The following is a 12,099-nucleotide window of genomic DNA, read 5'->3' on the forward strand; positions in this document are numbered from 1 at the left end:
CTAGCCGCGCACTTCCGGCAGCACGCCCTGCTCCCACGCCGCGAAGAATCCGTTCATGTCGGGGCCGATCTGCTGCACGTAGATCTCGTCGACGTCGGCGTCGATGTACTTGCGGACCTGGGCTATGTGCTTTTCGGGGTCCGAACCGCACGCGACGCTTTCGGCCACCGTCTCCGGCGGCACCAGCGACTGCAGTGCCGCGAAATCTTTGGGGCGCGGCAGGATTTGCGACGTCTGGCCGGGCAGGCCCTCGTTCGCCCACAACCGGTGCGCGGTTTTCAGGGCGGCGTCGGCGTCCTCGTCCCAGCAGACCTTCATACCGCCCTGCACCGGCTTGTCACCACCGCCGGCCTCCCGGAATTGCTTGACCAGGTCGCCGTCCGGCATGGCGATGCTGTAGCCGTCGCCGATGCGGGCCGCCAGCTCGACGGCCTGCGGGCCGAACGCGGACACATAGATCGGCACCGGTTGCTCCGGCCGGGTGTAGACCTGCGCCTCCTGCACCTCGTAATGCTTGCCGTGGTGGCTCACCTCACCACCCTTGTGCAGCTTGCGAATGACGTCGATCGACTCCTCCAGCATCTCGAGGCGCACCCCGGCGGACGGCCAGGGATCGCCCAGGATGTGCTCGTTGAGGGCCTCGCCGCTGCCCACCCCGAGCACGAAGCGTCCGTCGAGTTGCACGGCCGCGGTGGCCGACGCCTGCGCGATGATCGCCGGGTGGATCCGGACGGTCGGGCAGGTGACGGCGGTGCTGACCGGCAGCGACGTCGCCTCCGACAGCGCACCGATCACTCCCCACACGAACGGGCTCTGGCCCTGCTCGTCGTTCCAGGGGTGATAGTGGTCAGAGATCCACAACGCCTCGAATCCGGCGTCCTCCGCGCGCTTGGCCTGGTCGATGAGTTCCTTGGGGCCGAACTGCTCGCAGGTGAGAAAGTATCCGATCTTGGTCATGGCGCCGGGCTACCCGCTGAGTGCCCCGTTATGCACCGGTTGGCCGCGTCGATGCGGACCTACGCCCGCCGCCGTCCCCGTAGCGAGAACAGCTTCGCCATTTCGGAGAAGGTGGTTCTCCGCAGTCGAGAGACAGATTACGATCGCGGGTGACCTGTGCCGGTCACGTCCGACCCCGGTAGCGCCCGACCCACGACGATCGGAGTCCATCATCGACGCCTGGATTCTCGACGCGGTCCGCACGCCCCGCGGTCGCGGCCGCCCCGACGGCGGCCTGCACGGAGTGCACCCGCAAGCCCTGCTCGCCCGGTGCCTCACCGCGCTCGTTGAGCGGGTCGGCTTCGAGCCGGCCGACGTCGACGACGTGATCGCCGGCAACGGCATCCTCAGCGGAGACCACGGCGACGACATCGCCCGCCTGTCGGTGCTGCTGGCCGGCTGGCCCGAGAGCGTTCCCGGGATGACGCTGAGCCGATTCTGCGGGTCGGGCCAGCAGGCGGTGACCGTTGCGGCCTCCGGCATCGCCGCGGGCAGCGAGGATCTGGTGATCGCCGGCGGTGTCGAGTCGATGTCGCGCTGGGACGTCACGGCCGGCGTCCCGACCATCGACGGCAACAACCCCGACCTTCGCGCCCTGTACCCGACTGTCCCGCAAGGTATTACGGCCGACCTCATCGCCACCCTGGAGGGATTCAGCCGCGAGACCGTCGACGCCTACGCCGCGCAGAGCCAGCACCGCGCCGCCGCGGCCATCGAGCAGGAGCGATTCGTGCGTTCGCTGGTCGACGTGCCGACGCCGGACGGTCGCATCGAGCGTGACGAGCATCCTCGCGCGGGCACCACCACCGAGTCGCTGGCCCGCCTCAAACCGGCCTTCGCCGCGATGGGCGCCGCGTACGCCGACGGTGAGCAGCGCACCTTCGACGAGATCTGCCTGCAGCGCTATCCGGGCATCGAGCGCATCGATCACGTGCATCATGCGGGCAATTCCTCCGGCGTGGTCGACGGCGCCGCCGCGGTGGCGCTGGCCTCCTCGAACTGGATGCACACCCATCGGGTGACGCCGCGAGCGCAGATCCGCGCCACCGCGGCCATCGGCAGCGAACCGGTCATCATGCTCACCGCACCCGGACCGGCGGCTCAGCGCTGCCTCGAGCGGGCCGGAATGACGGTCGCCGACATCGATCTCTGGGAGATCAACGAGGCCTTCGCCGCCGTCCCGCTCAAGACCATGCGCGATCTGGACATCGACCCCGAGCTGGTCAACGTCAACGGCGGCGCGATCGCGCTCGGGCACCCCATCGGCGCCACCGGCGCGATGCTGATCGGCACCGTGCTGGACGAGCTCGAACGCCGCGATCTGACAACGGGACTGGTGACCATGTGCACCGGCGGCGGGATGGGCACCGCGACGATCATCGAGCGGGTGTGACCATGCCGGACACCGTGGAGCTCGAGCGGCCCGGCGATGGGGTCGTCATCCTGCGGCTCAACCGCCCTCAGCGGCTCAACGCCATCGACGAGGCGATGCAAACCGAATTGCGGCAGGCCTTGCGCGATCTGACCATCGACCGCTCGGCGCGCGCCGTCGTACTGACCGGCGCCGGACGCGGCTTCTGTGCGGGCATCGACATGCGCGACTTCGGCCCCTCCATGCTGGAGGCCAGCGCGCCCGCGCTGGACCGGATGCGTTTTCAGGAGCGGATGGCAGCCCTCGCCGAAGCGATGTACGCGTTGCCGCAGCCGGTCATCGCTGCGGTCAACGGCCCGTGCGTGGGCGCGGGACTGGCGCTGTGCCTGGCCGCTGACATCCGAATCTGCTCCGCTGCAGCGTCTTTCGGCAACGCGGCCATCCTGCTCGGGCTTACGGGCGCCGAGATGGGCATGAGCTACCACCTGCCGCGCATCGTCGGCACCAGCGTGGCCGCCGACTGGATGCTCACCGGGCGCACCGTGTCGGCCACCGAAGCCGATCGACGGGGTCTGGTCAGTGAGGTCGTCGAGCCGGACCGGTTGGCGGACCGCGCGGTGGAATTGGCGTCGCTCATCGCGAGCCATGCCCCGCTCGGAGCCCAACTGACCAAACGCGCCCTTCAGGTCAACACCGACGCCACCAGCCTGGCGTCGGCCATGGAACTGGAGAACCGCAATCAGGTGATTTCCCACGCGACCGACGAGGCAGCCGACCGCCGCAAGAAGTGGTCTTCATGAGCGGTCCCCTACGCGGCGTGCGCATCGTCATGATGGGCGGACTGGGGCCCGCACCGTTTTGCGGAATGCTGTTGGGAGACTTGGGCGCCGACGTCATCCGCGTGGACGGCCTGGCCGGCGTTGACGGCCCGCTGCCCCCGTCGACCACACCGTCCGTCGCAGCCAGCGGTCACTGGCCGCCGACGTGAAGGATCCACGTGGTCGGGACCTCGTCCATCGGCTGGCCGCCGACGCCGACGCCTTCGTCGACGTGTACCGGCCCGGGGTGGCCGAACGTCTGGGCATCGGCCCGGATGCGCTGCGGGAACGCAATCCTCGCTTGGTCTATGCCCGCATGACCGGCTACGGACAGGAGGGGCCGCTGGCCGGTCACGCGGGTCACGACATCAATTACCTTGCGCTGACGGGCGCCCTGCACGCGATCGGGACCGCCGAATCACCGGTCCCGCCACTGAATCTCGTCGGTGACTACGGCGGCGGCGGCATGCTGTTGGCGGTCGGGCTGCTCAGCGCGATCCTCGAGGCCCGCGAGTCGGGTGCGGGTCAGGTCCTCGACGTGGCGATGGTCGACGGCGTCGCTGCCCTGCTGGCACCGTACTTCGGCATGCTTACCACCGGCACGTGGCGCGACCGGCGTCAGGACAATCTGCTCGACGGGGCCGCGCACTTCTACGGGGCCTACGCCACGGCCGACGGAGGCCACATCGCCGTCGGCGCCATGGAGCCGAAGTTCTACGCCGAACTGTGCGGCCGGCTCGACGTGGACGTGCCCCACGACGATGGGGATCCGACGGCGTGGGCCGCCAACCGGGCCACGCTGGCCGCGCGCTTCGCCGAGAAGACCCGCGACGAGTGGGAGCGTCTCCTCGATACCCCGGGATGCTGTGCGACACCGGTGCTTTCGCTGACCGAGGCGCCGCAGCACCCGCACAACGCCGCGCGGCAGACGTTCATCGAGCTCGACGGCATCGCGCAACCCGCACCGGCGCCGCGCTTTTCCCGAACCCGGCCGGCCGCCCCCGCACCGCCATCGCTGCCGGGCGATCACACGCGTGCGCTGCTCGGCGAACTGGGATTGGACACACAGGCCATCACCGAGCTGGAGGACGCCGGCGTGGTGGCGCAGAGCGAGAAGGGGTAGCAGATGTCGTGGGACTTCTCCACCGACCCGGAGTGGGCAGAACAACTGCAGTGGGTCGAAGGCTTCGTGCGCGAGGAGTGCGAGCCGATCGACCTGATTGTCAAGGAATCTCACGACCTCAACGACCCGGTGCGGCAGGCGCTCATCCCGCCGTTGCAGGAGGTGGTGAAAAAGCGCGGGCTGTGGGCGACCCACCTGGGTCCGCACCTGGGCGGCCCGGGCTACGGGCAGGTGAAGTTGGCGTTGCTCAACGAGATCCTGGGTCGCTCGGAAAGCGCGCCGATAGTGTTCGGCTCGCAGGCGCCCGATTCCGGCAACAGCGAAATCCTGGCGCACTACGGCACACCCGAGCTCAAGGAGCGCTATTTGGACCCGCTGCTGGACAACCGGATCATCTCGTGTTTCTCGATGACCGAGCCGCAGGGCGGGGCCGACCCGAAGGTATTCCGCACCACCGCGGTGCAGGATGGCGATCACTGGGTCATCAACGGAGAGAAGTGGTTTTCGTCGTTCGCCTCGATGGCGTCGTTCATCATCGTGATGGCGATGACCGATCCCGAGGCGCCGCCCTATCAGCGTTACTCGATGTTCGTCGTTCCCGGCGACACCCCCGGCATCAACGTGCTGCGTGACGTCGGATTGGGCTACCAACCGACCGGTGGTGGGCGTGAGGGTTATGTCCGGTACGAAAACGTCCGCGTGCCCGCTGATCACATGTTGGGCCCGCGCGGCGGGGCCTTCGTGGTCGCCCAGACTCGGTTGGGCGGCGGGCGGATTCACCACGCGATGCGCACGGTGGGCCTGGTCCGCCGGATCTACGACATGATCTGCGAGCGGACGGTCTCGCGCTACACCCAGGGCGAGGCGCTGGCCAACAAGCAACTGGTGCAGGAGATGGTCGCCGACTCGTGGATGGAGATCGAGGCTTTCCGGCTGCTGACCCTGCAAACGGCGTGGAAGATCGACCAATTCAACGACTATAAGGCCGTGCGGGCCGACATCTCGGCGGTGAAGGCGATGATGCAGAAGGTCCTGCATGACGTGTCGTCGCGCGCGCTTCAGGTGCACGGGTCGTTGGGCACCACCCACGAGATGCCGTTCGTGCAGTACCTGGTCGAGTCCTTCGTGCTCGGACTGGCCGATGGCCCGACCGAAGTCCACAAGGTCACGCTGGCCAGGCTGTTGCTGAAAGACCGTGAACCGGCGCCGGATCTGTTTCCCTCCGAGCACCTGCTGCGGTTGCGCGCGGCCGCCGAGGCGAAGTTCGCCGACAAGCTGGCGGGCATCCCCCGCGGCTGAGCAGCGAGCCCGATCAGACCTTCTTGGTGACACCGACGTAGGACAGCACCACGTCGGAATCGTCGGTCACCCGATTCAGCACCGCATAAGAACGGATGAACGATTCGCCCACGCACCCGTCGATCTTGACGTGGAAGTTGCTGACCATGACCCATGGATTCGGGCCCCTGAACTGTTTCTTGACCACCGGCACCACGATCACCAGGCCGGGCTTGAGCCCCACGTTGAGCACACCCGCGATCGGAGCAACGACCAACGGAAGCACATCACCCGGCACACCCGTCACCGGTCCCGTCACACCCGGGGTGATGCCCGCGGTGCCGCCGATCGTGACGCCGTCGGACGTGCTCATGTCGATGCCACAGCCGATCTCGTAACCCACCTCGAGGACGCCCTGGGGCCGTCCCGGTCCCACCAAAGAGCCGACGAATATCCCGCTGGCGAGGTATTCGCGGGACGACACCGCGGTCGTCAGCGGCGCCACTGGGACCTGCGCCTCGTCTCTGGCGCCCACGCCAAGGGTCCAGCCGTCGGGGGTATTGAGAACTACCGGAAAATTCGACGGCAACGCTCCGTCGGCCACCGGAGCCGCTTCGGGAGGGGGCGGGGCGGCGTCGGGATCCGCGCCCGTCGTCGGCGCCGCGGGCAAAGAAACCGCCAGGCAGACGACGGCCACCAGGGCGCGACGAACGACCACGGCTATGGGCCTCACGGGCGAAACCGTACGCACCCGACGATTCGAGTAGCGAAATTTGCTGGACGGCCGGCCGAAGTTGTTGTGAGTTTGTAACTGTTACGCGATAAGGAGGCAAAGGTAGACTTGACCTCGAAAAGCCAACAATCCCGGCATTAACCGAGGAGGTGGCGATGACGCTTCGCACTCGCGCTCGCGCACTGCTGGTCTGCGCGACGGCGGCCATCGCCGTGGCGGGCGGCGCCGGCATCGCGAGCGCGGACCCGAACGTCGATCCTCGCCCGCAACCGCCGGGGGTCGACGACTTATGGAGTCCGTTCCCGACCACCTGGACCAATCCGTCCAATGAGGGCCAGCCCGTGAACGACACGGGTGACGTCGGAATGATCTGCGAAAACCTCTTGGTCGTCTGCCAGTAAGGCGTATCCCGCACGCTAAGCCAGCGTCGACCGGGCGCGGTCGAGCAGTCTCGGCAAAACCGCTGCCATGGCTTCCAAATCGGCTCGCGGCGCAGGCCTCCGGCGATTGTGTTTGACGATCAGCGACCAGGTCGCCGCCGACTTGAAGCACGCCAGCGCGAGGAACCACCCCAAATCGCTGACGTCGCAACCCAACTCAGAAACGTACAGCTCGGCGAGCTCGGCGATCGGTGGCACCATGACATCGGGCACGGCAACCCGCCGGTACGTGTCGGGATCGCAGTTGATCAAAAACCAGCCCGCATCGATCCGGGGGTCGCCTATCGACCAGATCTCCCAGTCGATGACGGCGTTGACACGCGATCCGGCCGCGAGCAGGTTTCCCAGCCGGAAGTCACCGTGCACCACCCGGGGCGGCATCGCGCTCGGCGCGCAATCCAGCAGCGCGTCGCGCACTCTCGGCCAGTCCGGCACCAGCGCCGGGTCGACGGTCCGCAACGTGTCAGACCAGCGGTGGACTTCGGCTACCGGATCGACCACCGGTTCGTCGCCCAGCCCGAGGCTCGCCGGCACGAGGCCGTGCAGAGCGGCCATGGTGGTGCACGCATTTCGGTACCGATCGGCTAGCTGGGACAGGTGTGGGCAATCGTCGAATAACGGTTCCACACAATCGCCTTCGATATGCGACATCACATACAGCGGTGGTGTGCCGGGCGGATCCCCCGCGTCCTCCCACAGCACCTGCGGCACCGGAACACTGGTTGCGGCAAGTGCTTTGATGATGCGGGCCTGGCGCAGCACGTCGCGGTGCGCGACCGGTTCGACGCCCGGCGGGGCGACCTTGATCACCACGCGCTGGCCGTCCCCGGTGCCCGCGAAGGTCAGACTGGAAGCTCCCCCGGAAAGCGGGACGACATCGGTGACGCCGGCGTGGTCGAGTCGCCGGCGCAGCTCGATGGGGTCGAGCTCGGCCATTCAGCCCGCCGGCGCGGTCCAGCCGACCTCGGCGAGGAAAGGCTGGGTGTGGGCCACGCGCCCGGTCAGCGTCTTCGGATCACCCGTGCACAACCGGAACGCCGTCTCGGTGATAAGCGCGATGTCCTCGGTGTCGGTCTTGGCCAGATCGAGGGTGCCGGCGCCGGGCGTGGCCACCGGATTGGACGGGGCGGCGGCATTCACCGCGATGCCGTCGTCATAGAGCTCGGCCGCAAGGCTTTTCGTCAACCGATTGAGCGCGGCCTTGGCCGTGCCGTAGATGCCGAAGCCGGCGGTCCGGTCGAACTCCGAGAACGGCGGCCCGGGCGGCAGGTCGCCACCCACCGAGGTCAGGTTCACGATCCAGCCGCGTCCACGTTCACGCATCGCGGGTATCGCCAGCTGACACAGATGCAGGGGCCCCAGCACGTGCATCTCCATCATCAGCCGGGCGCGTCGCTCGGGAAACCCGTCGAGTGGCCGCAGGAACGTCACCGCGGCGTTGTTGACCAGGATGTCGGGCGCGCCGATGGCACCGGTCACTTCGGCGAAAAGGCGTTCCCGGTCTTCGGATTGGGACAGGTCCGCTTGGACCGCAACGGCCTTTCCGCCCGCGGCGACGATCTCGTCGCGCGTCTGGCTCAGCGATCCCTGGTACTTCGGATCGGGGTCCATCGTGCGGGCGGTCAACGCCACCGTGGCCCCGCCTTCGGCCAGCCGCACGGCGATCGCCTTGCCCAGGCCCCGGCTGCTTCCGGTGACGAGGGCCACCATCCCGTCGCAGCGTTGTGCGCTCATCGTCAACCTCTCCAAACCAAACCCGCCCGTCGTTGGAAACAGCTTCTCCGTATCAGAGAATGCCATTATCGCCGGTCGAGGGGAAGCCTCAGCTGTACGCCTTTCGGCGCAGCGCATCGAGCGAATAGGCGCCGCCGCCGGAGAAGACCAGCAGGAAGAAGGCGAAGCAGAACAGGATCGCCAAGGCCCCACCGTTGCCGGCGGGCGGATCGGCGACGGGCCAAAGCGCCTTGGGTTGATGAATCGCGAAGTAAGCGACCGCCATCTCCCCCGACGCGACGAACGCCACGGCGCGGGTGAACAACCCGCTTGCGATGAGCAGACCCGCGCCGATTTCGATCACTCCGGCGTACCACTCGGGCCAGACGCCGAACCCGATATGAACGGGCGAGCGGACCGGCCAGTCAAAGAGGCTCCTCGACCCGTATGCGGCGAAGAGCAAACCGTAGACGCATCGAAACAGGCTGAGCACGGCAGGGGCGTAGCGGGTCAGTCTCTGGTCGAGCCCATTCATCACGCTGGCAAGGTTACGGTGGCGGCCCAGGCGAGCAGGCGACGCCACAGCCGATGCCGGCTTGACGCCATGTTGTGGCAGTGTGCGCTGTCGGCCAGCACGATCGTGGTGATGTCGGGGCTGCTCCGGTACAGGCCGGCCTCGGCGCGCGGATCCGGCGAGACGTCGAGCACGCCGTAACCCACGAGCACCGGGACGTCGATCCGCGCCGCGTGCTCCGCGACGACGCCGGGGATCATCGCCGTGCCGAACACCCGGGGCACGACCGACTTGGCGGTGACGGAGTCGGCCGCGACGACGTCGGCGGGCACGTCGGCGAGGTGGAACCAGCTCTGCAGGTGCTCGCGTGGCCCCTCGAAATACGGCTGCGGGAGGGCGGACAGGATCTCGGCGGCCAGATCGGTGCGGCCTTGCGGAGAAGCGCAGCGCGCGATTATCGCGGCATCGAGGTTCAGTGGCGCGACGTGTTGGTTGGTGCAGCCCAGCACCGCCAGACCGGCATAACTGGGGAACAGCGCCTGTTGAGTGATGGCCAGATACCCGCCCAGCGAATGCGCCACGGCGACCGGCGGCGCGTGCAGGCCGATGGCGTGCGATAGGCCGGAAACGGCACACGCCAGCGTCGCGGCGATATCGCCGAAGCCGAAATCGCGTGCGGGCTGCGAGCTTTCGCCGGTACCCAAGGGATCGATGGTCACGACGGCGTAGCCGTTCCCGGTGGCGAAACCGGCGAAGCTGTACCCGTGGTGGCCGGGAATGTCGAGGTCCCAGTATTCGCGGCTGTAGGTACCGCCCGGCAGGCAAACCAGCACCGCGGGTGCCCGCTCGTCGCCGCGGGCGGGATAGTACGTCGCGGCCAGTGACGCGCGTTCCCCGATCACCTCGCTGACATCGAGCTCCAGTGGATGCCCGGCAAGCGTCATACGGCAACCCTTCGTCGGCGAGCGGGAGACGACGTCCATTGCATCCCTGTCAGGTAAATACGTACGTGTACCTGGGTTATAAGGAGGCGTTTTGACCTATCTCTTTCTCCTCGGCGCCATATTCGCAGAGGTGATAGCGACCAGCCTGCTCAAGAGCACCGACGGCTTCAGCCGATTGTGGCCGACAGTGGTGTGCCTGATCGGTTATGCCGTCTCGTTCGCGCTGCTGGCGGTGTCGATTTCGCGCGGTATGCAGACCGACGTCGCCTACGCGTTGTGGTCCGCGATCGGTACCGCCCTGATCGTGCTGATCGCCGTTCTGTTCCTGGGCTCGTCGATATCCGTGACGAAGGTTCTCGGCGTCGGCCTGATCATCGCGGGGGTGGTGACGCTGAATCTGACCGGCGCGCACTGACCGCCCGGGTCGTCCGCTGTGGCAACCAACGAATCCTTGCGCTCCTGTGGCAGAACTACACAGCGTCCGGCGTGCGGCTGCGCGGTCGTCGGGTGCACGGGTCTTGGCAGGCGTGGTTGATGCCCGGCACCAATTGATGCGCAAAGTCGGCGCCGGTGCGAATCGTCAGCAGCGCGACACTTCCGCCCACCACACATACGACTGCGATGATGATCATCGCGAGCGAGAAGCCGGGGCCAAGGGGCGTCCCGGGGGCTGCGTCGATCCCGGCGGCGACTGGCAACACGGCGATTGCGAGCAGGCCCGCGATCCTCGAAACCGCGTTGTTGACACCCCAAGCGGTTCCGGCGTAGGCATCAGGAACAGCAGAAAGAACGGCTGCCGTCAGAGGTGCCACAGTGATCGCCAGGCCGACGCTGAAGATAACCACCGCGGGCAGGACTGCAGCCAGGTACGTCGCCCCGGGCACGATACGCGCCATCAACGCCACCCCGCCCGCAGCGACCAACGGGCCGACCGTCATGGGCAGCCTGGGACCGGTCCGCTGCCCCAACGCACCTGCCAATGGGGAGCCGATCATCATGATGATCGTCATCGGCAGCGTCGCCAGACCGGCCGCGAGGGCAGAGTAGTGCAGGCTTTGTTGCAGCTGCAGCGCCAACAGAAACAACGCACCGCCGATCGCCGTGTACACGGCCAAGGTCGTGAGGTTTGCGCCGGTGAATTGCCTTGAGCGGAAAAGCTTTTGAGGCAACAGCGGCGACGGTGCGCGTCGTTCAATCAAGGGGAAAGCGACCAACCCCGTCAGCCCCACGCAGGCGGCGGTGACAGTCACGAATGTCCAGCCGCGCGAAGGGGCCTCGATCAGCGCGAAGATCACCCCCGCCAGGCCTACCGTGACGGCGGCAGCCCCGAGGATGTCGGGGCCGCCGCGTGCGGTTTGGTCGCGAGATTCCGAGATGTGCCGCATAGCGATCCATGCCACCGCGACGGCCAGCGGAAGGTTCAAGAGGAAAACCCAGCGCCACGACGCCGCGTCGACCAGCCAGCCGCCGATGAACGGACCCAGCGCCGTCGTCACACCGGACATGCCCGCCCAGAGACCGACGGCACGGCCGCGGTCGCCGTCGGTGATGCCGGCGTCGATCAGGGCAAGGCTGCCTGGGACCAACGCCGCCGCGCCGACACCCTGCACCAGCCGAGCACCGATCAGCCATCCGATCGTCGGCGCCAAACCGCAGCCGAGAGAAGCCACGCTGAAAACCGCCAGTCCGGCAAGAAAGACCCGTCGCCGGCCGTACCGGTCGCCCGCAGCGCCTCCGGAGAGGAGCAAGGCGCTCAACGTCAACAGGTAGCCATCGAGGACCCACTGTTGACCGGTCAGACCCCCACCAAGCTCCCGGCCGATGGTTGGCAGCGCAACGTTGACCACGGTCCCGTCGAGGAGCGCAATCCCCGAACCGAGGACCGCCGCGGCGATGAGCCAACGCGCGCCGGTCGACGCCAACGGCAGTTGACGTGGCTCCGTCGATTCACCGCCACCAGGCCGGCCCACGAGTGAGCATTCTGCGCTATGGGGTCGTCGCCGCAGCTACCCGACCCCGCCTGGCAATGCTCTCTCGTCGCCAGTACGTGAGCTTTCGTTCACGTGGCAGACGTCAATTCCGCTCCTGATGTGCAAACATCGCTGCGAGACTGACGGCCTGCACACCACTGGGTAGGCCACGCCGTGCTGACACCATCTCTAGCGAGT

General features: G+C 67.5%; 12 protein-coding genes and 1 pseudogene. 6 read left to right on the plus strand and 7 right to left on the minus strand.

Going from position 1 to position 12,099, the window contains the following annotated elements:
* On the minus strand, positions 1–957 hold the full coding sequence (locus MTY59_RS00460) for an LLM class F420-dependent oxidoreductase (RefSeq protein ID WP_221043947.1): 957 nt from the start codon (positions 955–957) through the stop codon (positions 1–3).
* Between the two features lie 223 nt (positions 958–1,180).
* Between MTY59_RS00460 and MTY59_RS00465 the strand changes: the two genes are divergently transcribed.
* The 4 genes and pseudogenes from MTY59_RS00465 to MTY59_RS00480 all read left to right on the plus strand — a co-directional run bounded on the left by MTY59_RS00465 (position 1,181) and on the right by MTY59_RS00480 (position 5,608).
* Entirely contained in the window at positions 1,181–2,389 is a 1,209-nt protein-coding gene (locus tag MTY59_RS00465) for an acetyl-CoA C-acetyltransferase (protein WP_250160916.1), read from the plus strand.
* A gap of 2 nt (positions 2,390–2,391) precedes the next feature.
* Entirely contained in the window at positions 2,392–3,168 is a 777-nt protein-coding gene (locus MTY59_RS00470; RefSeq protein WP_415822777.1) for an enoyl-CoA hydratase/isomerase family protein, read from the plus strand.
* Positions 3,165–4,309 (plus strand): annotated as a pseudogene (locus tag MTY59_RS00475) (CaiB/BaiF CoA transferase family protein). Before MTY59_RS00470 ends, MTY59_RS00475 begins: the two are co-directional and overlap by 4 nt.
* A gap of 3 nt (positions 4,310–4,312) precedes the next feature.
* Positions 4,313–5,608 (plus strand): acyl-CoA dehydrogenase family protein, encoded by a 1,296-nt coding sequence (locus MTY59_RS00480; protein WP_221043949.1) that lies wholly within the window; start codon positions 4,313–4,315, stop codon positions 5,606–5,608.
* Positions 5,609–5,621: 13 nt separating this feature from the next.
* On the opposite strand, the gene MTY59_RS00485 is transcribed toward MTY59_RS00480, so the two are convergent.
* A complete protein-coding gene (locus tag MTY59_RS00485) occupies positions 5,622–6,305 on the minus strand; it encodes an MspA family porin (RefSeq protein WP_221046176.1) in 684 nt (227 codons plus the stop codon).
* Positions 6,306–6,475: 170 nt separating this feature from the next.
* Here MTY59_RS00485 and MTY59_RS00490 point away from each other — a divergent pair, with 170 nt between their 5' ends.
* Positions 6,476–6,721 (plus strand): hypothetical protein, encoded by a 246-nt coding sequence (locus MTY59_RS00490; protein ID WP_221046690.1) that lies wholly within the window; start codon positions 6,476–6,478, stop codon positions 6,719–6,721.
* Positions 6,722–6,736: 15 nt separating this feature from the next.
* Here MTY59_RS00490 and MTY59_RS00495 read toward each other — a convergent pair whose 3' ends face one another.
* The 4 genes from MTY59_RS00495 to MTY59_RS00510 all read right to left on the minus strand — a co-directional run bounded on the left by MTY59_RS00495 (position 6,737) and on the right by MTY59_RS00510 (position 9,931).
* Entirely contained in the window at positions 6,737–7,696 is a 960-nt protein-coding gene (locus tag MTY59_RS00495) for a phosphotransferase family protein (protein WP_221043950.1), read from the minus strand.
* Complete coding sequence (locus MTY59_RS00500) at positions 7,697–8,494, minus strand: SDR family NAD(P)-dependent oxidoreductase (protein ID WP_221043951.1); 798 nt, start codon at positions 8,492–8,494, stop codon at positions 7,697–7,699. It lies immediately after the preceding gene.
* 88 nt (positions 8,495–8,582) lie between these two features.
* Positions 8,583–9,011, minus strand: coding sequence for a DoxX family protein (locus MTY59_RS00505; protein WP_221043952.1), 429 nt, complete (start codon positions 9,009–9,011; stop codon positions 8,583–8,585).
* The gene (locus MTY59_RS00510) at positions 9,008–9,931 is read right to left on the minus strand and encodes an alpha/beta hydrolase (protein ID WP_221043953.1); all 924 of its coding nucleotides are present in this window, start codon (positions 9,929–9,931) and stop codon (positions 9,008–9,010) included. Before MTY59_RS00510 ends, MTY59_RS00505 begins: the two co-directional genes overlap by 4 nt.
* Before the next feature lie 91 nt (positions 9,932–10,022).
* Here MTY59_RS00510 and MTY59_RS00515 point away from each other — a divergent pair, with 91 nt between their 5' ends.
* Positions 10,023–10,346: a DMT family transporter gene (locus MTY59_RS00515; RefSeq protein ID WP_076051517.1), complete on the plus strand. Its 324-nt coding sequence runs from the start codon at positions 10,023–10,025 to the stop codon at positions 10,344–10,346.
* A gap of 55 nt (positions 10,347–10,401) precedes the next feature.
* Here the strand turns inward: MTY59_RS00515 and MTY59_RS00520 are convergent, their stop codons facing one another.
* A complete protein-coding gene (locus MTY59_RS00520; RefSeq protein ID WP_415822778.1) occupies positions 10,402–11,901 on the minus strand; it encodes an MFS transporter in 1,500 nt (499 codons plus the stop codon).
* Between the last annotated feature and the right edge of the window lie 198 nt (positions 11,902–12,099).

The sequence above is a fragment of the Mycobacterium senriense genome (genome assembly GCF_019668465.1).
GTDB classification, from domain to species: Bacteria; Actinomycetota; Actinomycetes; order Mycobacteriales; family Mycobacteriaceae; genus Mycobacterium; species Mycobacterium senriense.